18 protein-coding genes are annotated in these 21,792 nt (G+C 59.8%); 6 read left to right on the forward strand and 12 right to left on the reverse strand.

The genetic code is table 11. The features are described 5' to 3' along the window. Window positions 1–18: 18 nt before the first annotated feature. From pqqB to ACZ0A4_RS21430, 5 genes are all read left to right on the forward strand, one after another. Window positions 19–930, forward strand: a complete 912-nt coding sequence (gene pqqB / locus ACZ0A4_RS21410) for a pyrroloquinoline quinone biosynthesis protein PqqB (RefSeq protein WP_064388219.1) — start codon at window positions 19–21, stop codon at window positions 928–930. A gap of 136 nt (window positions 931–1,066) precedes the next feature. After that, entirely contained in the window at window positions 1,067–1,819 is a 753-nt protein-coding gene (gene pqqC / locus ACZ0A4_RS21415; RefSeq protein ID WP_042606685.1) for a pyrroloquinoline-quinone synthase PqqC, read from the forward strand. Continuing rightward, complete coding sequence (gene pqqD / locus ACZ0A4_RS21420; RefSeq protein ID WP_008085169.1) at window positions 1,816–2,091, forward strand: pyrroloquinoline quinone biosynthesis peptide chaperone PqqD; 276 nt, start codon at window positions 1,816–1,818, stop codon at window positions 2,089–2,091. Before pqqC ends, pqqD begins: the two co-directional genes overlap by 4 nt. Next, window positions 2,084–3,223 carry a pyrroloquinoline quinone biosynthesis protein PqqE gene (gene pqqE, locus ACZ0A4_RS21425; protein ID WP_463577610.1) on the forward strand — a complete coding sequence of 380 codons (1,140 nt, stop codon included), beginning with the start codon at window positions 2,084–2,086 and terminating at the stop codon, window positions 3,221–3,223. The genes pqqD and pqqE overlap by 8 nt, the downstream gene beginning before the upstream one ends. Continuing rightward, a complete protein-coding gene (locus ACZ0A4_RS21430) occupies window positions 3,189–5,000 on the forward strand; it encodes an alpha/beta hydrolase family protein (protein ID WP_463576286.1) in 1,812 nt (603 codons plus the stop codon). Before pqqE ends, ACZ0A4_RS21430 begins: the two co-directional genes overlap by 35 nt. Before the next feature lie 133 nt (window positions 5,001–5,133). On the opposite strand, the gene ACZ0A4_RS21435 is transcribed toward ACZ0A4_RS21430, so the two are convergent. Then, window positions 5,134–5,292, reverse strand: a complete 159-nt coding sequence (locus tag ACZ0A4_RS21435; RefSeq protein WP_003228885.1) for a YqaE/Pmp3 family membrane protein — start codon at window positions 5,290–5,292, stop codon at window positions 5,134–5,136. A 194-nt stretch (window positions 5,293–5,486) separates the two neighbouring features. Further along, window positions 5,487–6,770: an aspartate aminotransferase family protein gene (locus ACZ0A4_RS21440; protein WP_141126659.1), complete on the reverse strand. Its 1,284-nt coding sequence runs from the start codon at window positions 6,768–6,770 to the stop codon at window positions 5,487–5,489. Between the two features lie 169 nt (window positions 6,771–6,939). Between ACZ0A4_RS21440 and ACZ0A4_RS21445 the strand changes: the two genes are divergently transcribed. Continuing rightward, window positions 6,940–7,854, forward strand: coding sequence for a LysR family transcriptional regulator (locus ACZ0A4_RS21445; RefSeq protein ID WP_463576287.1), 915 nt, complete (start codon window positions 6,940–6,942; stop codon window positions 7,852–7,854). Window positions 7,855–8,081: 227 nt separating this feature from the next. On the opposite strand, the gene ACZ0A4_RS21450 is transcribed toward ACZ0A4_RS21445, so the two are convergent. From ACZ0A4_RS21450 to bioF, 10 genes are all read right to left on the reverse strand, one after another. Continuing rightward, the gene (locus ACZ0A4_RS21450; protein ID WP_463576288.1) at window positions 8,082–9,860 is read right to left on the reverse strand and encodes an acyl-CoA dehydrogenase C-terminal domain-containing protein; all 1,779 of its coding nucleotides are present in this window, start codon (window positions 9,858–9,860) and stop codon (window positions 8,082–8,084) included. Window positions 9,861–10,071: 211 nt separating this feature from the next. Then, window positions 10,072–11,868, reverse strand: coding sequence for an acyl-CoA dehydrogenase C-terminal domain-containing protein (locus ACZ0A4_RS21455; protein ID WP_463576289.1), 1,797 nt, complete (start codon window positions 11,866–11,868; stop codon window positions 10,072–10,074). A 90-nt stretch (window positions 11,869–11,958) separates the two neighbouring features. Beyond that, window positions 11,959–13,248: a GGDEF domain-containing protein gene (locus ACZ0A4_RS21460; RefSeq protein ID WP_463576290.1), complete on the reverse strand. Its 1,290-nt coding sequence runs from the start codon at window positions 13,246–13,248 to the stop codon at window positions 11,959–11,961. A gap of 198 nt (window positions 13,249–13,446) precedes the next feature. Then, window positions 13,447–15,549, reverse strand: coding sequence for a cytochrome-c peroxidase (locus ACZ0A4_RS21465; protein ID WP_463576291.1), 2,103 nt, complete (start codon window positions 15,547–15,549; stop codon window positions 13,447–13,449). Window positions 15,550–15,822: 273 nt separating this feature from the next. Next, on the reverse strand, window positions 15,823–17,628 hold the full coding sequence (locus ACZ0A4_RS21470; protein WP_463576292.1) for a phenylacyl-CoA dehydrogenase: 1,806 nt from the start codon (window positions 17,626–17,628) through the stop codon (window positions 15,823–15,825). A 275-nt stretch (window positions 17,629–17,903) separates the two neighbouring features. Continuing rightward, the gene (locus ACZ0A4_RS21475; RefSeq protein WP_016983171.1) at window positions 17,904–18,200 is read right to left on the reverse strand and encodes a hypothetical protein; all 297 of its coding nucleotides are present in this window, start codon (window positions 18,198–18,200) and stop codon (window positions 17,904–17,906) included. A gap of 107 nt (window positions 18,201–18,307) precedes the next feature. Beyond that, on the reverse strand, window positions 18,308–18,988 hold the full coding sequence (gene bioD / locus ACZ0A4_RS21480) for a dethiobiotin synthase (protein ID WP_463576293.1): 681 nt from the start codon (window positions 18,986–18,988) through the stop codon (window positions 18,308–18,310). Continuing rightward, on the reverse strand, window positions 18,985–19,794 hold the full coding sequence (gene bioC / locus ACZ0A4_RS21485) for a malonyl-ACP O-methyltransferase BioC (RefSeq protein WP_463576294.1): 810 nt from the start codon (window positions 19,792–19,794) through the stop codon (window positions 18,985–18,987). The genes bioD and bioC overlap by 4 nt, the downstream gene beginning before the upstream one ends. After that, window positions 19,787–20,518 (reverse strand): alpha/beta fold hydrolase, encoded by a 732-nt coding sequence (locus ACZ0A4_RS21490; RefSeq protein WP_463576295.1) that lies wholly within the window; start codon window positions 20,516–20,518, stop codon window positions 19,787–19,789. The genes bioC and ACZ0A4_RS21490 overlap by 8 nt, the downstream gene beginning before the upstream one ends. Further along, window positions 20,511–21,689, reverse strand: coding sequence for an 8-amino-7-oxononanoate synthase (gene bioF / locus ACZ0A4_RS21495; protein WP_463576296.1), 1,179 nt, complete (start codon window positions 21,687–21,689; stop codon window positions 20,511–20,513). Before bioF ends, ACZ0A4_RS21490 begins: the two co-directional genes overlap by 8 nt. Window positions 21,690–21,792 lie beyond the last annotated feature (103 nt).

The raw sequence follows: 21,792 nt of genomic DNA on the forward strand, positions 1-21,792 counted from the left end.
TGAAATGATGGAGTGTTCATGTTCGTCCAGATTCTGGGTTCGGCCGCTGGTGGCGGTTTTCCGCAGTGGAATTGCAACTGCGTCAATTGCGCAGGCTTTCGCGACGGCAGCCTGAATGCCAAGGCGCGCACCCAATCGTCCATCGCGATTTCCGATGACGGCGTGAACTGGGTGCTGTGCAACGCCTCGCCGGACATCCGCGCGCAGCTGCAAAGCTTCGCCCCGATGCAACCGGGCCGCGCCCTGCGTGACACCGGCATCAGCGCGATCATTCTGATGGACAGCCAGATCGACCACACCACCGGCCTGCTCAGCCTGCGCGAAGGCTGCCCCCATCAGGTCTGGTGCACGGACATGGTTCATGAAGATCTGAGCACTGGTTTTCCGCTGTTCAAGATGCTCACCCACTGGAACGGCGGGCTGGACTGGAACCGCATCGAACTCGACCAGAGCTTCACCGTGGCCGCATGCCCGAACCTGCGTTTTACCCCGCTGCCATTGCGCAGTGCCGCGCCGCCGTACTCGCCGCATCGCTTTGACCCGCATCCGGGCGACAACATCGGTTTGATCGTTGAAGACTTGAAGACCGGCGGCAAATTGTTCTATGCGCCGGGCCTGGGCAAGGTCGATGCGCCGCTGCTGGAAATCATGGCGGGCAGCGATTGCCTGTTGGTCGACGGCACGATGTGGGATGACGATGAAATGCAGCGCCGTGGCGTCGGCACCCGCACCGGTCGTGAGATGGGTCATTTGGCGCAGAACGGGCCTGGCGGCATGCTCGAAGTGCTGGAACAACTGCCAGAGCAGCGCAAGGTGCTTATCCACATCAACAACACCAATCCGATTCTCGACGAAGATTCGCCGGAGCGTGCCGAACTGGCGCGGCGTAATGTTGAAGTGGCGTTCGACGGCATGAGTATTGTGCTGTAGCGACCGGCCTCTTCGCGAGCAAGCTCGCTCCCACACTGGATCTGTGGCGTTCACAAACCCTGTGGGAGCGAGCTTGCTCGCGAAGGCGTCCGGATAGATACCCAGGATTCCAACGGTTGTTCCCCGGAGAACCGCAATGACCGACACCCCGCTGTCCCCCGCCGAATTCGAAGCGGCCCTGCGTGCCAAAGGCGCTTACTATCACATCTACCACCCGTACCACGTGGCGATGTATGAAGGCCGCGCCACGCGCGAGCAGATTCAGGGCTGGGTCGCCAACCGCTTCTACTATCAGGTGAACATTCCCCTGAAAGACGCGGCGATCCTCGCCAACTGCCCCGATCGGGAAATCCGCCGCGAGTGGATTCAACGCCTGCTGGACCACGACGGCGCCCCCGGTGAAGACGGCGGCATTGAAGCCTGGCTGCGACTCGGTCAAGCGGTTGGTCTCGACCCGGATCAACTACGTTCCCAGGAACTGGTATTGCCCGGCGTACGTTTCGCCGTCGACGCCTACGTCAACTTTGCCCGCCGCGCCAGTTGGCAGGAAGCCGCCAGCAGCTCGCTGACTGAACTGTTCGCGCCGCAGATCCACCAATCGCGCCTCGACAGTTGGCCGCAGCATTACCCGTGGATCGACCCCGCCGGTTACGAATATTTCCGCACCCGCCTCGGTCAGGCACGGCGTGATGTCGAGCATGGTCTGGCGATCACGCTCGAGCACTACAAGACCCGCGAAGGCCAGGAGCGCATGCTGGAAATTCTCCAGTTCAAACTGGACATTCTTTGGAGCATGCTCGATGCCATGAGCATGGCCTACGAACTGAACCGCCCGCCGTACCACAGCGTCACCGAACAACGGGTCTGGCATAAAGGAATCACCTTATGAGTTTCGACCGCAGCAAAGTCCCGAGCTGGCGCCCTGGCTACCGTTTCCAGTACGAGCCGGCGCAAAAAGGCCACGTGCTGCTTTACCCGGAAGGCATGATCAAACTCAACGAAACGGCGGCGCTGATCGGCGGTTTGATCGACGGTGAGCGCGATGTGGCGGCGATCATCGCCAAACTCGATGAACAGTTCCCCGGCGTGCCCGAGCTCGGTGACGACATCGAGCAATTCATGGAGGTTGCCCGTGCTCAGCACTGGATCGAACTTGCCTGATCTGCCGCCCAAGCCTGAAATCGGCCTGCCGCTGTGGCTGCTCGCCGAGCTGACCTACCGCTGCCCGCTGCAATGCCCGTACTGCTCCAATCCGCTGGATTTCGCCGAGCAGGGCAAAGAGCTGAGCACCGAGCAGTGGATCAAGGTCTTCCGCGAAGCGCGGGAGATGGGCGCGGCGCAACTGGGCTTTTCCGGTGGCGAACCGCTGGTGCGTCAGGATCTCGCCGAGCTGATTCATGAAGCGCGGCAGTTGGGTTTCTACACCAACCTGATCACCTCCGGCATCGGCCTGACCGAGCAGAAAATCAGCGACTTCAAAAAGGCCGGACTGGATCACATTCAGATCAGTTTTCAGGCCAGTGACGAGCAAGTGAACAACCTGCTCGCCGGTTCGAAAAAAGCCTTCGCGCAGAAATTGGAAATGGCTCGCGCAGTGAAGGCCCACGGTTATCCGATGGTGCTGAATTTCGTCACCCATCGGCACAACATCGACAAAATCGACCGCATCATCGAGCTATGCATTGCGCTTGAAGCCGACTTCGTCGAACTCGCCACCTGCCAGTTCTACGGTTGGGCGCAGCTCAATCGTGTCGGCCTGTTGCCGACCAAAGAGCAACTGGTCCGTGCCGAACGCATCACCAACGAATACCGCGCAAAACTGGAAGCCGAAGGGCATCCGTGCAAGCTGATTTTCGTCACCCCGGATTACTACGAAGAACGCCCGAAAGCCTGTATGAACGGCTGGGGCAGCATCTTTCTGACGGTCACCCCGGACGGCACCGCCCTGCCCTGCCATGGCGCCCGACAGCTGCCGGTACAATTTCCCAATGTGCGCGATCACAGCATGCAGCACATCTGGTATGACTCGTTCGGCTTCAACCGCTTTCGCGGTTACGACTGGATGCCCGAGCCGTGCCGCTCCTGCGATGAGAAAGAACAAGACTTCGGCGGCTGTCGCTGCCAGGCGTTCATGCTCACCGGCGATGCGAGCAATGCTGACCCGGTGTGCAGCAAGTCCGAACATCACGGCGTGATCCTCAAGGCCCGCGAAGAAGCCGAGACCGCCACCCAGACCATCGAACAACTGGCCTTTCGCAATGAACGAAACTCACGCCTCATCGCCAAGGGCTGAACCTTTCAGCGCCTCGCAAGCCGTCGCAGCCGGGATGGATTTCGCCGAACTGCAACTCGGCGCCAATGGGCTGTTCTGGAATGAATACCGCCCGGAAGATGCTGCGTGCCGGATCTGGCATTGGCGTGATGGCGTGGCGAAATGTCTGACACCGAACGGTTTCAGTGTGCGCAGTCGGGTGTACGAATATGGCGGTGGCGCGTTTTGTCTGACGCCGGACGGGGTGGTTTTTGTCGCTGAGGCGGATCAGCAGTTGTATCGGCAGACGCTGGATGGAACGCCTGAGGCGCTGACGTCGGGTGAGTGTCGTTATGGTGATCTGCATTTTTCTTTTGGCCAGGTGCTGGCGGTTGAGGAACTGCATGATCAGCATCGGCTGGTGGCGATTGATCTGGCGGATGGGACGCGACATTTGTTGGTTGAGGGTGCGGATTTTTATGCGGCGCCCACACTCAGCCCGGATGGCCAGCGTTTGGCCTGGATCGAGTGGAGTCGCCCGCATCAGCCGTGGACCTCGACCCGGTTGATGGTGGCTGAGCGTTCGACCAATGGCGCTTTTGGTTCGCCGCGATGCGTTGCCGGCGCCGAATTTGAAGAGTCCATCCAACAACCGCGATTCGATGCCGACGGTTGCCTGTATTGCCTGACCGATCGCGGTGGATTCTGGCAACCGTGGGCTGAGACTTCCGACGGTTTGGAGCCATTACCTGCTGCACAGGCCGATCACGCACCCGCACCGTGGCAACTGGGCGGCTGTACCTGGCTGCCTGTTGATAATTCGTTTTTGGCGAGCTGGAGCGCAGGTGGTTTTGGTCGCCTGACGCTGGGTGACGAAGATTTCACTGGCGACTACAGCCGCTTCCGTCATCTCGCTGTGGATGAGCGATTTATCTACTGCATCGCCGCCTCACCAATCAGTCCTTCGGCGGTCATTGCCATTGATCGAACCACGCGAGAAGTGAACGTGCTGGTGGGTGGAGTGGCGCCCTTGCCTGCTGAGCGCATCAGCCGTCCGCAAACGTTGCGTTATCCGAGTGGATCGGGCGAGGCGCACGGGTTCTTTTATCCGGCCATGAGCGGCGAGGCGAAACCGCCGCTGGTGGTGTTCATCCACGGCGGCCCGACATCGGCCTGCTACCCGATGCTTGACCCACGCATTCAGTACTGGACGCAACGCGGTTTCGCCGTCGCCGACCTCAACTATCGCGGCAGTAGCGGTTACGGCCGCGAATATCGCCAGGCCTTGTACCTGAGCTGGGGTGAAGTGGATGTCGAGGATGCTTGCTCGGTGGTGAGGTATCTCGCCGAACAGGGTTTGATCGACGGTGAGCGCGCATTCATCCGTGGTGGCAGCGCAGGCGGCTACACCACGTTATGTGCGCTGGCCTTCAAACAGGTTTTCCGCGCCGGAGCGAGTTTGTACGGCGTTAGCGACCCGGTTGCGTTGGCTCGGGCAACGCACAAATTTGAAGGTGATTATCTGGACTGGCTGATCGGCGATCCCGAGCAAGACGCCGAACGCTACGCTGCCCGCACGCCGTTGCTGCACGCGAGCAACATTCGCGTGCCGGTGATTTTCTTTCAGGGTGAACTGGATGCTGTCGTCGTCCCGCAACAGACCCGCGACATGGTCAAGGCACTTGAGAAAAACGGCATCCCGGTCGAAGCGCATTACTACCCCGACGAACGCCACGGCTTCCGCCGCGCGGCCAATCAGGCGCATGCACTGGAGCAGGAGTGGAAGTTCTATCGGCGGGTGATGGGATTGGCGGACTGATCACCGCGCCCCATTCAAAATCGAGTTGCCCCATTCGCGAGCAGGCTCGCTCCCACATTGGATCTGTGTTGTTCACAAATCCCCTGTGGGAACGAGCCTGCTCGCGAAAGCTATCTACTTGGCGCCGCAGAACTCAGCGCTTGGCGATGATATACACCGCATGCACGATCCCCGGAATATACCCGCACAACGTCAGCAGAATGTTCAACCAGAACGCCCCGCCAAACCCGACCTGCAGAAACACGCCCAGTGGTGGCAACAGAATGGCGATGATGATGCGAATGAAGTCCATGGGGCAGCTCCTGAATGGGGGTTGGCTCACACGAGCCATACAAGCTAATCGACCTGCGCCGTTCGTCAGGGTTCAGTGCAACGGCCATTTGATCGCCACCACCCCACAAAAAAACGCCCCACGCCAAAAGAATCAGGCGTGGGGCGTGCGTTATACCGCGAGACGGTTCTGGAAATCGGGTAGGAAACTTCAGCTCAGACGGCAATCCCTTTGCGGCATTGCAGTTGCGCCGTACGCACTCGCGAGAAGGCGCGGCCCAGGCGCAGGAGCATTTCGTCGATGTTGCTTTTGCTCACGGTGAGCGCCGGGGTGAAACGCAGGCAGTTGGCTTGCGGGGCGTTGAGCAGCAAGCCTTCGTGAAGGGCGGCGTGGACCACGGCCTCGGCGGAATCGTCTGACAGGGTCAGTCCGTAGAACAGACCTTGACCGCGCAGTTCGCCGTGGTCGTAGCGGTGTGCCAATCGGGCCAGGCCCTCGCGCAGATGCTGGCCGTTATCGTTGATCTGCTGGAGGAAGCTGCGGTCGTGCACGCTGTCGAGCACTACCAGACCGGCCGCCGTCATCAATGCATTGCCGTGATGCGTGCCGCCCAGTTCGCCGGCCTCGAAACAGCATGCTTTGCCCCGTGCCAGCAGCGCCGCCAATGGCACACCGCCGCCAAGTCCTTTGCCGAGCACGACGATATCGGCGCGCACGCCGTAGTACTGTTCCGCGAGCAGAGCGCCGCAGCGGCCGATGCCAGTCTGCACTTCGTCGAGAATCAGCAGAATGCCCAATTCGCGGCACAGCCGTTCGACACCTTTGAGGTAATGCTCGGTGGCGGGAACGACGCCGGCATCGCTCTGGATCGGCTCAAGCATGATCGCCACGGTCTGCGCATCGACCGCCGCGTGCAGGGCCGGCAAGTCGTTGAACGGAACCGGATCGAAACCCGGCAACAACGGTGCAAACCGGTTGTGCAGGTTGCAGCTGTCCGAGGCGGAGATTGTCGCCAGACTGCGACCGTGACAACCCTGCTTCGCAACGATAATCCGCGAGGCGCCACCGCGATGCAGCTGCCCCCACTTGCGCGCGAGTTTGATCGCCGCTTCACAGGCTTCGCTGCCGCTGTTGAGCAAGTAGGCCTGATCGCTGAAAGTGGCGGCGCACAGACGCTCGGCAAGGCTGAGCATGCCGCGATTATGCAGATTGAAACCGGGATTGATCAGCGCCTGGGCTTGACTGGCAATAGCTTTGACCAGCGCCGACGGGCTGTGACCAAGGCTGTTGGCACCACCGGCCTGGGAAAAATCGAGGTACGCACGGTCATTGCTGTCCCACAACCACGAACCCTGACCCCGAACGAACACCTGTTGCGGCCGTTCGACGCTGGGCATCAAGCGCGCAGCGCTGGGATTTTCGCTGATATCAGAAGAACTGGCCTCGAAAGCGAGGTCATCAAGACTCGGCGTCTGACGCCGCAAACTGAACAGATTCATTGAAAAACACCTTGTCTCAGGTGTTTTGAACTGCCTATGCAAACACTCTCGAAGCGAACGCTATTCATCGCGCTTTCTGGCCCTGTAAGCCTTGTGAATGCGGTTAGACTAGGCTCACTGACGCCTACGGGCCATTTCGATTTACCAGCATTTTCGATAAGTATTACTTATGGATTTCAAACAACTGCGTTATTTCGTCGCGGTCTACGAAGAAGGTCATGTTGGCCGCGCCGCCGAGCGCCTGTCGATCTCGCAACCGGCGCTGTCGCAGCAGATCCGCCAACTTGAGCAAAACCTCGACGTCACTCTGTTCGAACGCAGCAGCAAACGCCTGCTGCCAACTCTCGCCGCGCACACGCTGTACAACCATGCCGTGCCATTGCTTGATGGCTTGCAACGGGCGCGCGAGGCATTGGGCAATTTCAAGGGCCAAGCCTTGCGCACGCTGGCGATCGGCGTTTTGCAAACGGTGCACACCAGTCTGGTGCCGCAAATGCTTGAGCGGGTGCGCAAGGCGCAGCCGCACTTGGTGGTGCAGATTTATGAATTGACTGGGCTTGAAATCGAAAGGCGTCTGCTCAACGGTTCATTGGACATCGGCATCAGTTATCTGCCGCCGCGCCAACCGGGCCTGCATGGCGTGATGCTGTATGAAGATGAACTGACGCTGGTTATCCCGGCCGATCACCCCTTGCGTGAATTCAAGAAAGTCTCGATGCGCCAAGCGGCTGAACTGCCCATGTTGCTGCTGGGTGAAGAGTTTCAGATTCGCCAGATCTGGCAGGCGCAACTGACCGCCCTCGGACGACGTCCGCAGGTGCAAGCCGAGTTGAACAACATGGTGGGAATTCTCGACAGTTTGCCGCACACCAAGCTGGCGACGGTGCTGCCCGGGCGTTCGCAAAAGGAGTACGACGATCAGGATTTGCTGTGGAAACCGCTAAGCGAACCACGAGTTCCGCTGAAGGTAGGTTTAGTGTGTCGCGATGTGCAGCGTCAGCAGGCGTCTTTGGCGATGTTGCAGACGTTGCTGGAAGAAGTGATGGAGCGCGAAGTGAAGCCGGCGTTGGACCCCTTGGCCTAAGCACTTTTCTGCAGGCAAAAGAAAACCCCGCCGAAGCGGGGCTTTGCAGACTGTTTCCCTGACATCCATTTCACTCCGCCACCCTGGCAGAATCCTACGTGTCCGTGTTGTTGCTTTGCGCTTCCTGCGCGACGTCCATGAAATGTAGATTAGCCGTGGATCCAATCCGCGCATATGGGAGAACAGCAGCACGTCATGTAAGAGAATGCTTACATGACGCTATCGCATCAGAATTGCGCCGCATCCAGCAGGAACAGCGACTCGCTACCGGCCTTCACCGACGCGCTTAACGAGTGAATGCGCGGCAGCAAACGGGCGAAATAGAAGCGCGCAGTGCCAAGTTTGCTGGCATAGAAATCGTCCTGCGCTTCTTTGCCCAGTGAGGCTTTGGCCATCAATGCCCACATGTAGGCGTAGGAAACGTATCCAAACGCTTGCAGATATTCGACCGAGGCCGCGCCGATTTCGTTCGGGTTGTTTTTCGCCCGATCCAGCAACCACGAAGTCAGCTCGTCGAGGGTGTCGACCGCATCGTTCAACGGCTTGGTGAACTCGCCCAGATCGGCGCTGGCAGTTGCGGTGAAATGGCGGATCTCGTCGGCGAACAGTTGGTAGAACGCGCCGCCGCTGCCGACGATCTTGCGCCCGACCAGATCCAGCGCCTGAATGCCGTTGGTGCCTTCGTAGATTTGCGTGATGCGCACGTCACGCACCAGCTGCTCCTGACCCCACTCGCGGATATAGCCGTGGCCGCCGAAAATCTGCTGGCCATGCACGGTGGTTTCCAGACCCAGATCAGTGAGGAATGCCTTGGCCACTGGCGTCAGCAACGCGACCAGATCTTCCGCACGTTTGCGCGTGGTGGCGTCTTCGCTGAACTTGGCAGTGTCGAGTTGCATTGCCACGTAGGTGGAAAACGCACGGCCGCCCTCGTTCGAGGCTTTCATGGTCAGCAGCATGCGCCGCACGTCCGGGTGGACGATGATCGGGTCAGCGACTTTGTCTTTGTTCTGCGCGCCTGTCGGCGAACGGCTTTGCAGGCGGTCGCGGGCGTATTCGACAGCGTTCTGGTACGAACGCTCGCCGGTCGCCAGGCCTTGAATACCGACGCCTAGACGCTCGTAGTTCATCATGGTGAACATCGCGGCCAGGCCTTTGTTCTGCTCGCCGACCAGATAACCCACGGCTTCGTCGAAGTTCATCACGCAGGTCGCGGAGGCCTGGATGCCCATCTTGTGTTCAATCGAACCGCAGTTCGCCGGGTTGCGCGCGCCGAGGCTGCCGTCGGCATTGACCATGAACTTCGGCACGAGGAACAGCGAGATGCCTTTCGGGCCCGCAGGGGCGTCCGGCAGTTTCGCCAATACCAGGTGAATGATGTTTTCGGTGAGGTCGTGTTCGCCACCGGTGATGAAGATCTTGGTGCCGCTGACCTTGTAGGAACCGTCAGCCTGAGGCTCGGCCTTGGTACGGATGATCCCCAGGTCGGTGCCGGCGTGCGGCTCGGTCAGACACATCGAACCTGCCCAGACGCCGGCGTACATGTTCGGCAGGTACGCGGCTTTCAGCTCTTCGCTGGCGTGGGCATTGATCGACAGGCAGGCACCGGCGGTCAGCATCGGGTACAGGCCGAAGGACAGACTGGCGGAGTTGACCATTTCTTCAACCTGCGCCGACACGGCTTTGGGCATGCCCATGCCGCCGTACTCGGGGTCACCGCCAACGCCGACCCAGCCGCCTTCAGCGTAGGTCTGATAAGCCTGTGGGAAACCGGCTGGAGTGGTGACGGCGCCGTCGACCCAGTGGCAACCTTCCTCGTCAGCGGCGCGGCTCAGCGGCGCGATGCTTTTGCTGGTGACCTTGCCGGCCTCTTCGAGAATGGCTTCAACGGTTTCGGCGTCGACGGTCTCGGCCAGCGCTGGCAGTTCGGCCCAGAGCTTGGCGACTTCGAACACTTCATTGAGGACGAAGCGCATATCGCGCAGCGGCGCTTTGTAGTCAGCCATGGCAAACCTCGCAAGATCTAAACGGTGATTCGTGGAATGGTGTTTTCGTTGAGCCGGAGTGTACCTCAACAACTTTTGCGACACATAGGGTCAACCGGTGACTGTTTTGTTATTTTTAGTCATCACAAAAAGATCGCAGCCTTCGCCAGCTCCTACAGAGAAATCAGATCCCGCGTAGGAGCTGCCGAAGGCTGCGATCTTTCGATCTTCCCTAAAGTGCAAACAACTCCGCAGGCAGTTTCATCAGGCAATCACTTCCCGCCTCGATCGCCGCCCGATGCGCCGCCGTACGCGGCAACAAACGCTTGAAGTAAAACTCGCACGTCGCCAACTTCCCGCGCAGGTAATCCGCCTCGCCCTCGCCCGCCTCCAGTTGCGCCTGCGCCACCAATGCCATGCGCAACCACAGATAACCGAGAATGATGTAACCGCTGTACATCAGATAATCCACCGACGCCGCGCCCACTTCATCCGGGTTCTTCATCGCCGCCATGCCGACTTTCATGGTCAAGTCGCCCCACTGCTGGTTCAGCTCATTGAGCTGCGCAACGAAACTGCCCAGTTGCGGGTGCTCAGCGTTGGCCGCGCAGAACTTATGGACGATCTTGGTAAAGCCGCGCAGCAATTTGCCCTGACTGCCCAGCACCTTGCGCCCGAGCAAATCCAGCGCCTGAATGCCGTTGGTACCCTCGTAGATCGGAGCGATCCGACAGTCGCGCACCAGTTGCTCCATGCCCCATTCACGAATGAAGCCATGACCACCGAACACCTGCATGCCGAGGTTGGTCACTTCCAGCCCGCTGTCGGTCATGAACGCTTTGCAGATCGGCGTGAGGAACGCCAACAAGTCTTCAGCCTCCTGGCGCGCGTCGGCGTCGCTGTTCAGATGTGCGGTATCGAGCAACTGTGCGGTGAAGTAAGTCAGCGCGCGGTTGCCTTCGTTGAAGGCTTTCATGGTCAGCAACATGCGCCGCACGTCCGGGTGGACGATGATCGGGTCGGCGACTTTGTCCGGGGCTTTGGCGCCGGTCAGTGAGCGCATCTGCAAGCGGTCGTTGGCGTATTTGATCGCGCCCTGAAAGCTTGCCTCGCCCAGACACAAGCCCTGCATGCCGGTGCCGAGGCGCGCGTGGTTCATCATGGTGAACATGCAGTTGAGGCCCTTGTTCGGCTCGCCGATCAGGTAGCCCTTGGCGCCATCGAAGTTGAGCACGCAGGTAGCCGAAGCCTTAATGCCCATCTTGTGTTCGATCGAACCGCAGGACACGCCGTTGCGCTCACCTGCCTCACCCGCCGCATCCGGCAAGAATTTCGGCACGATAAACAGCGAAATCCCTTTGGTCCCGGCCGGCGCGTCCGGCAGCTTGGCCAGCACCAGATGAATGATGTTGTCGCTCATGTCGTGCTCGCCGGCGGAGATGAAAATCTTGCTGCCGGTGACCGCGTAGCTACCGTCTGCCTGAGGCACGGCGCGGGTCTTGATAATGCCCAGGTCGGTGCCGCAATGGGCTTCGGTCAGGCACATGGTGCCGGTCCATTGGCCGGCGGTGAGTTTGCTCAGATAGGCTTCTTTTTGCTCGGCGCTGCCATGGGCGTGGATCGCCGACATCGCGCCGTGAGTCAACCCCGGGTACATGCCCCAGGAGGTGTTGCTGGAGCCGACCATTTCGCTGATCACCAGCCCCAGCGAACTCGGCAGGCCCTGGCCGCCGTAGGTCGGGTCTGCGGCCAGACCGTGCCAGCCGCCCTCGACGTATTGTGCGAAAGCCTGCTTGAAGCCCGTAGGCGTTGTCACCACGCCGTTGTCGAAATGGCAGCCCTCTTCGTCGCCGCTGCGATTGAGCGGTGCCAGCACGTTCTCGCAGAACTTCGCGCCCTCTTCGAGGATCGCGTTGATCATGTCCGGGCTCGCGTCATCCGCGCCGAGGGCGGCGTAGTTGGCGTGGAAGTCGAAGACGTGGTCGATCAGAAAGCGCATGTCGCGCAGGGGGGCTTTGTAATCAGGCATGGTGGCTTCTCCGTCAGCAGATTTCTCCAACCTACTGCTGGCCACCACGCCCCACAATCATTGTGCAGACGCTGAATGCGCCGTCATCACTCAACCTGCGGCCGTGTCCATGCGCACCGCGCCGCGGCGGTTCTGGCCGAATGCGACCACGCAGTTACGCCCCGCGCCTTTAGCGGCGTAGAGCGCTTCGTCGGCGGACTTCAGCACTTGTTCCGGATTGCGCTGCTCCACTCGCTCGGCGACGCCAATGCTCACCGTCACCGAAACGCTGGAGGCACCGGAGCCGGCGCGGCGCTGCCGACCTTGCTGATCGTCCTGCGGTCGGTTTTCCTGATTACGCAGTTGAATGTTGTAGGAGGCAATCGACTCGCGAATCACCTCAAGATGCGGCATGCACTCTTCAAGGGTTTTGCCTGCAAACACCAGGGCGAATTCCTCACCGCCATAGCGATAGGCCCTACCGCCACCGCTGATTTTCGACAGCTTGCTGGCGACTAATCGCAGCACCTGATCGCCTACATCGTGGCCGTGTGTGTCGTTGAATTTCTTGAAGTGGTCGACGTCGCTCATCGCCAGCACGTAGTTGCGGCCAAGGCGCTGCATGCGTTCGTTGAGTGCGCGACGGCCCGGCAGACCGGTCAGTTCGTCACGGAAGGCCATTTGATAAGCCTCGTGCGCAACTGCAGCGGCGATCATCAACATCACCTGACTGCACATGATATTCAGGGTAAACGGCAGGATGAAGGTTTTCGGCAGCATCCAGAACACGCCGAGCAGGCCAACCAATTGAGCTGCGTGCAGCGGGCGCGGATTGCGCCAGTATTGCCAGGCCAGCAGCAGGAACGCCGAGATAAACACCGGATAGGACAGCTGGATCAGGCTCATCCACGCGCCGTGCAGCGCAGGCCAGCGGATTTCCGACAGCCAGATCAGCAATGCCTGGGGATAACTTTGCTCAAGGCCCAATGCCACACTGCCAAAAGCCAGCAACACGGCGAAGCGCGCAATCATGTCCTGAAACAGATGCGTGCGCTCCTGCCACGCCGCAAACAGCCCAAACAACAACGGCAGCAATAAACAGACGAGGTGGAACACCACCGCGGCGTCTTCGCGCACCTTGCCGTTGTCGCGGTAATAGTCGGTCTGGGTGTCGAGCAAGAAGTAGGCGATGTACACCGTGAGCATCAGAAACAGTTCGCGCTGTCGGCGGTAAACCGCGCAATACGCGCCGCCCAACAACAGCACCAACGTCGGCAACACGTTGAACAGCGAAGTGAAGAACACACTGAGGTCTTTGACGTACGCAGCCGCCAACCCCGCAAGCAGCAACAGCAGTGATGGTAGGAAATGGCTGAAACGTACAGCGGAAGAACGCGGCAAGGGTAAAGCTCCGACCCGTCATGGCAAAGAGATGGCATTGTGCCTGCAATGCGTGCAGTTAAGCACACACAATGTGATCCAGATCACACGCAGTCTCTTTAACGGCAGAAAAGCTGAGTATCTGAGCGATTTACCAAGTTTTTTGCCTTGAACGAGCCAATGGCCATCATGACTGATGGCCAGGCCCGGAATTATCCCTCAAAGATCGTTGTAGAACGGCAGCAACGGCCCCTCCGCCGAACTCCGTCCTTCGGCCCCGTAGGGCTTGAGATTGATCAAAGCGTCCGATGCCTGGCGGGTGGTGACTTTCGGACTGGCCGGACGTTGGGTCACGACGTTTTCATCTCCGATATGGCCTTGTGGGATAACCAGTGATGGATGATCGAACGGCGCCCGCTCCCAAGCCACGCGCGGATCGGTCAGGCCGACTTCCATGAATTTCACCAGTGCGTCGATTTCTTCAGGCGTCAGATTGAGGTTGGTCATGTCCGGATCGAGGTTGGAGGTGTTGTGCTGATTCGCCGAAGGGTGTTCGAAACCGCTGGTGTTGTTGGCGTCTTCACCACGGCGATCACCGCCGCGGTTGTAGAACTCCATCACTTGCTTGAGCGTGGCGCGGCTGCCGTTGTGGAAGTACGGCCCGGTCAGCGCGATGTTGCGCAGGGTCGGGGTTTTGAACGCGCCATCGACTGAATCGCGGAAGTTGACGTTGGGCTTGAGTGTCGCGTCGCACGGAATCGCTGCGCTGAGTGGCGCTTCAAAGGTGCAGACATCGACGTCCAGCGAATCGGGAATGCTGGCGCCCTGCAACACCTTGTTGTACTGACGGCTGAACGACCATGGGTTGCCCCAGGCATCCGAGCCACCGAGGGCCAGATCTTCGGAGGTCGGACGTACACCCGTGTTGTAGAAACCGTTGTCGTAGAGGGTGGTGAGGTTATCGGCCATGACCATGCGTTCGATGCGTTCACGCGGATGCATCAGCAGGCGGCTGGCCGCGTTGGTCAGCTCCGCGCCGCCATGGCAGTTCACACATTTACCCTTGCCGAGAAACAGGTTCATGCCTTGGACCTGCTGCGCATTCATGGCGGTTGAGTCGCCTTGCAGATAGGCATCGATTGGCGCCTGATCAGAAATCAGGGTGGATTCGTACATCTGAATCGCCAGCCCGAAGAACAACGGAAAATTTGCTTCCATTTGCGTGTACGGCGCGCCACCCACCAGCACGTTTTGCGTGGCGTTCCACAGGCGTGGCTGGAAGGCGTTTTTGATCAGTTCGCGATAGGTCGGACGCCGCGCGCCGGATACTGATGCCAGCACGGAGTCGTTGGAAGATATCCGCTGTTGTTTGAGCATCAGTTGATCGAGCATGCGCCGGCCGATGTCAGCGAAAGTGCGGCCACCACAGGACATTTCCACCCCGCTACCCGGCGGGCCCACCGCTTGCGACGCGGCGGAAGCATCGTTGAGCGCCAGCCGGACTTTGCTTGCCACGGTGCTGCGCTCGGCGGTCACGTAAATCCCTGCATCGGGATCGCGATTGCCGAACGGCGAGAAACCGTTGAACACGTTGTTGGCCCGGCCGTCCCAGAAGTTGCGCACATTGAACGCAGCGTTGATCACCGACGGCGCATTCCGCCCGGTGCTGCGGCGTACATTGATGCCGCCGACCTGGAAGATGCCGTCCGGTTGCTGGGTGCATTTGTCGAAACGTGGCTGGTTGGGTTTGACGAAGTTGGCATCGAATACGCCTTGGGAGCCGACGACATCGTCGCTCGAATAAACGATCGGCGAGTTGCGCTCCAGTGGATTGCTCAGCACGTGGGTCGGGAAATCGGTTTTCTTCAGCGTGTAGTTCGGCCCGCCCTTGCCGCCGGACAGCATCGCGTAGGACGCCACGTCACCGGGGATGTCCGGTGCTACAAAGGGTTTGTTGAAGATCGAGGCGACGTTGGCGTTGGTGTGTGCCTGGCCGGGGTTGAGTTGGTTGGTGATGCGGTGATCGACGCCGGCGTGATAGTGACAAGATGCGCATGCCGTGGCGCCATCGCTGCCGACTTCCATGTCCCAGAACAGCGCCTTGCCGAGAAGGATCGCGGCGGAGCGATTGAGTACGTAGTCGGTCATCAAGTCGACTTTGCGGCCGCCCTCGGTTCCGGAGGGATCGGGCGGCACCATGCCGCGCAAGGACTGCAGGCTTGGCACCTCCGGCACGGGCGGATCCACCTCTACGGGATCTGCCGCCATGGCTCTGAGGGTTACAAGTGCGAGGACTAACCCGACAAGTCGACAGATGTTCATAGGCTTCACCCTGACGTTGTTGTTATGAGTTCGCCGGGCGAGAGGCGTCGTGGAACAGGACTGGCTGTCTCGTTTGCGCCGGTTAATGTGCGCAGTGCAATTAATTGGCCAATCTTCCGAGAAACATTTTGAATCAATAATCGCTAGGGCTGCGCGCTGTCAGCTCACCGTTTCTGCTGGGGAAACGTCCCCAGTGTTGGGGATAAATCCAGCGCAAAAAAAACCGCCGCCCCCGAAGGAGCAGCGGTTTTTTTCAATCGACAACGTTAGGACTTAGTAGCCCAGTGCGAAGTCTTCTTCTTTCATGTCCATCAGGTTGTTGGCGCCCGACAGCATGGTCGCCACGTGGGTACGGGTACGCGGCAGGATGCGCTGGAAGTAGAAGCGCGCGGTTTGCAGCTTGGCGGTGTAGAACGCCGCGTCGCCGCTGCCTTCTGCCAGCTTCTCGGCAGCCAGACGTGCCATGTCGGCCCAGAAGTAAGCCAGGCAGGCATAACCGGAGTACATCAGGTAATCCACGGAGGCCGCGCCGACTTCTTCACGATCTTTCATGGCGGCCATACCGACCTTCATGGTCAGCTCGCCCCATTCCTTGTTGATTGCCGCCAGCGGTGCGACGAACTCTTGAACAGCTTCGTTGCCTTCGTTGTTCTGGCAGAACTTGTGGACGATCTTGGTGAAGCCTTTCAGAGCCTCGCCTTGCGTCATCAGCACTTTACGGCCCAGCAGGTCGAGTGCCTGGATACCGGTGGTGCCCTCGTACAGCATCGAAATGCGGCTGTCGCGAACGTTCTGCTCCATGCCCCACTCGGCGATGAAGCCGTGGCCGCCGTAGATCTGTACGCCGTGGTTGGCGGATTCGAAACCGACTTCGGTCATGAACGCTTTGGCGATTGGAGTCATGAAGGCCAGCAGTGCGTCGGCTTTCTTCTTCTCTTCTTCATCGACGCCGTATTTGACGATGTCGACCTGTTTGGCGGTGAAGTACACCATCGCACGGTTGCCTTCGGCGAAAGCCTTCATGGTCAACAGCATGCGACGTACGTCAGGGTGCACGATGATCGGGTCAGCGGCTTTTTCCGGCGCTTTCGGGCCAGTCAGCGAGCGCATTTGCAGACGATCACGAGCGTATTTCAAGCCGCCCTGGAAACCGATTTCGGCATGGGCCAGACCTTGCAGCGCAGTACCCAGACGCGCGGTGTTCATAAAGGTGAACATGCAGTTCAGGCCTTTGTTCGCCGGGCCGATCAGGTAACCGGTAGCACCGTCGAAGTTCATCACGCAGGTGGCGTTGCCGTGAATGCCCATCTTGTGTTCCAGCGAACCGCAAGTCACAGCGTTGCGTGCACCGATGGAGCCATCAGCATTCGGCATGAACTTCGGAACGATGAACAACGAGATGCCTTTGGTGCCAGCCGGAGCGTCCGGCAGGCGGGCCAGCACGATGTGGACGATGTTGTCGGCCATGTCGTGTTCGCCGGCCGAGATGAAGATCTTGGTGCCGGAGACTTTGTAGGAACCATCAGCCTGAGGTTCGGCCTTGGTGCGTAGCATGCCCAGGTCGGTGCCGCAGTGCGGCTCGGTCAGGCACATGGTACCGGTCCATTCGCCGGAGACCAGTTTGGTCAGATAGGCTTCTTGCTGCTCTGGGGTGCCGTGCTCGGAGATGGTGTTCATCGCGCCGTGCGACAGGCCTGGGTACATGCCCCACGACCAGTTGGCTTCACCAACCATTTCGCTCACGGCCAGACCCAGCGACTCCGGCAGGCCTTGGCCGCCGTGCTCAACGTCGTGCGCCAGGCTCGGCCAGCCGCCTTCGACGAATTGCTTGTAAGCCTCTTTGAAGCCGGTCGGGGTTTTCACGCCGGACTCGCTCCAGGTGCAACCTTCGAGGTCGCCCACGCGGTTCAGCGGTGCCAGTACCTGCTCACAAAACTTGGCGCCTTCTTCGAGAATGGCGTCAACCATGTCCGGAGTTGCGTCTGCGCAAGCCGGAAGGCTCTGATAGTGCGCTTCGTAACCGAGCAGCTCGTCACGAACGAAGCGAATATCACGCAAGGGGGCCTTGTAGTCAGGCATAGCGATAAACCTCTGCTGATGTAACCGGGAATGAACGACCGCGTTGATTTGTTGTGACGGTCAAACAGTTGTTTGAAACATACGTTTACGCCGAAATCTTGTCAAGCATCGAAGTTTTGCCGTTCGTCCCCATATCGTTCAAACACCGGACGCAGCAAACCGCCATGAACTCGAACGAGTCACGGGCGCTGGAAAAAGATTAGTTGAGGGAGAAGGACTTACAACGAAAAACGCCGCGACAAGGCGCGGCGTTCAAGGTGCAGATTACGAAAAAATCAGGCGAAGGTGTCGATGATCGTACCCAGCACTTCGTCGGATGCCTTGGCGACTTTCACCCCCAGTTCCACTTGGAATTTGCCTTGGGCCATCTGAACCATGTCGCTACCCAAGTCCATTTGCTGGCTACGATCGACACCACGCAGACGATCGACCTGTGCCTCCGAAGACTGGCTGGTGACCGAACGTTCAATGGTGTTGTTGGCAATCTGGCTGGCGGCCTGATCGACGCGGTTCTGCCCGCTCTGAATCGAGCTCAGACCCGCATAAAAAGCTGTGTTACCGGAGATTTCCATAACGGTTCTCATCCTTGGGAAGGATCAATGACGCCATTGAAGCAGAGGCGTCAGAAAAACACCCGTCAAAAACACTAATGGCACAGTGCCTTCCCATAGAGAAAAGCTTAGTCAAGCAGATCCAGTTGCAAATGATCCGCCACCGTTTCCGCGCTCAAGGTCTTGAGTTTAGGCACTCGCCCCAGACACGGCGCCGGAATTCGCTCGGCCAATGTCGCGAGGTTTTCTTCCAGCCGCGACGTCTTCGGATCGATGATATTCGCCACCCAACCTGCCAATTGCAGCCCATCGCGAGCAATCGCCTCGGCCGTCAGCAAGGCATGACTGATGCAACCCAGCCGCACGCCCACCACCAGAATCACCGGCAACTTCAGCGCAATCGCCAGATCCGACAAATTATCCTGATCTGCCAATGGCACACGCCAACCACCCGCGCCTTCGATCAGAGTGAAGTCGGCATTCATCGCCAGAATTTCGCGCATCGGCGCCAGCAGCGATTGCACGGTCAAGGCCACACCCGCTTCTCGCGCCGCCAGATGCGGAGCAATCGCTGGTTCGAACGCCACCGGATTGACCTGTTGATAACTCAGCGGCAACGAGCATTCGGCCAGCAGCGCCAACGCGTCGGCATTGCGCAATCCCTTCGGCGTCACTTCGCACCCGGACGCCACCGGTTTGCCCGCCGCTGTGCTCAGCCCGGCCGAACGCGCTGCATGCAGCAACCCTGCGGCAACCGTGGTCTTGCCGACATCAGTGTCCGTTCCGGTGATGAAATAGGCTGCGCTCATACGGGTTTCTCCAACACGGCGTAGACCACCTGATAAGTCGCCGGCAACCCCGACGTCTCACGGAACTGCTCATAAGCTTCGACCAGCCCGAGAATCCGCGCGCGTCCGGTCAAACCGCCCGGCCGCCCCGGATTCAGATTGTGCGCACCCAAGGCTTTCAATTCATGGGTGAGGCTGCGCACATCCGGGTAGTGCAACACGTGAGGCTGATTCTCCAGACTCAACGTGCGCAAGCCACTGGCCGCACACAATTGCTCATAACGGGAGAACTCGCGGAAGCGGTTGACGTGCACCAGCCCATCGACCTGCCGCCAGCTATCACGCAATTCAAACAACGTCCCGACACAAAGACTAGCAAACGCAAAAACCCCGCCTGGTTTCAGCGCGCGGAAGGCTTCGCTGAGCACCCCTTCGAAATCCGCACACCACTGCACCGCGAGGCTGGAGAAAATCAGGTCGCAGGTCGAATCCTGCAGCGGCAGCCGCTCCGCATCGCCAGCGATGAAATGCTCGGCACCGCCCAACGGCCGCGCATGCTCAAGCATGCCTTCAGCGATATCCAGCGCCAAACCGTGGCTCTCAACAAAACGCGAGGCCAGCGCCCGGGTGAAATAACCCGTGCCACAGCCCAGATCCAGCCAGCGCGCCGGTACAAATTCCTGCGGCAACCGCTGCAGCAATTGTGTACCGACATCACGTTGCAACTCGGCGACGCTGTCGTAACTGGCCGCTGCACGAGAAAAAGAGGCTGCGACCTGACGCTTGTCAGGCAAGGCGCCAGGCAGCACAAGAGACAAATCAGTCATCACCGCACTCATGTAAAAAAGCCTGGATAGCGCCCGCCAGTCCGTGGGGCTCCTCCAGAATAAACGCATGACAGGCCTGTTCGATCAGACCTATTTCAATATCCGGCAACAGCGCAAACAACGCCCCCGCCGCTTCCGCCGGGACCAGAGCGTCCTGTCCGGCGAACAGATGAAATTGCGGGCCACGAAACGCCTGCAATGCTTCACGGGTGTCCAGTTGCGCGAGCAGCTCCAGTCCCGCCATCAACACAGCGGGCGCCGTCTGCGGCGCGCCGCCGAGCATCAGCCGCGACAATCCGCGCGGATCTTGCGCACCTTGAGCACACAGCAACGAGAAACGCTTGAGAGTCATACGCGGATCGGCTTGGCAACCGGCAAGGAATGCATCGAAGGTCTCGCCGGGCATCGCATTCGGCCATTGTTCATGGGCAACAAAACAAGGATTGCTCGCCAGCGTCAGCAAGCCGCAGCAATGTTCACCCCGACGTGCGGCCAATTCGGACGCAAGCATGCCGCCCAGCGACCAGCCACCCAGCCAGACGTCTTGAGGAATGTTTTCATCGAGTTCCTCGAGCCAGTCTTGCAGATCACTGGAATCCAGTTCCGGCAACGGCTCGATGTCCACTTTCAGATGTTCGTCGAGCCCTTGCAAAGCGGCGGCCAGAGGTTCCATCGGCGACACACCGAGGCCCCAACCGGGCAGCAGAATCAGGCGATCACGCATGGCTTGGCTCCGACGTCAGTTGGGCAAAGCAATCGGCCAGTCCCTCTAACAATAGCTGCACCTGCGCCTCGCTGTGGGCGGCGGTCAGGGTCACGCGCAAGCGGGCGCTGCCGGCGGGCACGGTCGGCGGGCGGATCGCGGTGACCATCAAGCCGCGATCGCGCAGCATTTGCGAAAGACGTACCGCGCGCCCGGCATCGCCAATCATGATCGGCTGAATCGGCGTGAAGCTGTCCATCAGCTCCAGGCCGATCTGCTCGGCACCCCGACGGAACTGGCGGATCAGCGTCTGCAAGTGCTCGCGGCGCCAGTGTTCACTGCGCAGCAGTTCGAGACTTTTCAGCGTCGCGCAGGCCAGCGCCGGTGGCTGGCTGGTGGTATAGATGTACGGCCGGGCGAACTGGATCAGGCTTTCGATCAGCTCTTCGCTGCCCGCGACAAATGCCCCCGCCGTGCCGAACGCTTTGCCGAGGGTGCCGACCAGAACCGGCACATCCTCCTGACTCAAACCGAAATGCTCGACAATCCCGCCGCCATTCGCACCCAGCGGCCCGAAACCGTGAGCATCATCAACCATCAACCAAGCACCTTTGGCCTTGGCTTCGCGGGCCAGCGCCGGCAGGTCTGCAAGGTCGCCGTCCATGCTGAACACACCGTCGGTGACCACCAACGTATTGCCGGTGGCTTTCTCCAGACGTTTGACCAGGCTCACCGCATCGTTGTGCAAATAACGATTGAAACGCGCGCCAGACAACAGACCCGCATCCAATAACGAAGCGTGATTGAGGCGATCTTCCAGCACCGTATCACCCTGCCCCACCAGCGCGGTGACCGCGCCAAGATTGGCCATGTAACCGGTGGTGAACAGCAGCGCACGTGGGCGACCGGTGAGGTCGGCCAATGCTTCTTCCAGTGCGTGATGCGGGCCGCTATGGCCGATCACCAGATGCGAGGCACCGCCGCCGACTCCCCAGCGTTCAGCACCGGCGCGCCAGGCTTCGATGACTTGCGGGTGATTGGCCAGACCGAGGTAATCGTTGTTGCAGAACGCGAGCAGCGGTTTGCCGTCGACCACCACTTCAGGCCCCTGCGGGGACTCTAGCAGCGGTCGCTGGCGATAGAGGTTTTCGGCACGACGGGCAGCAAGGCGTGCGGCGAGATCGAAAGACATGCAGGCCTCGGTGAGATCACAAATATCAAAGTGAACGCGATCCCTGTCGGAGCGAGCTTGCTCGCGAAGAGGCCTTCACATCCAACATCAATGTCGACTGAGG

It is taken from the genome of Pseudomonas sp. AC172 (assembly GCF_979258595.1).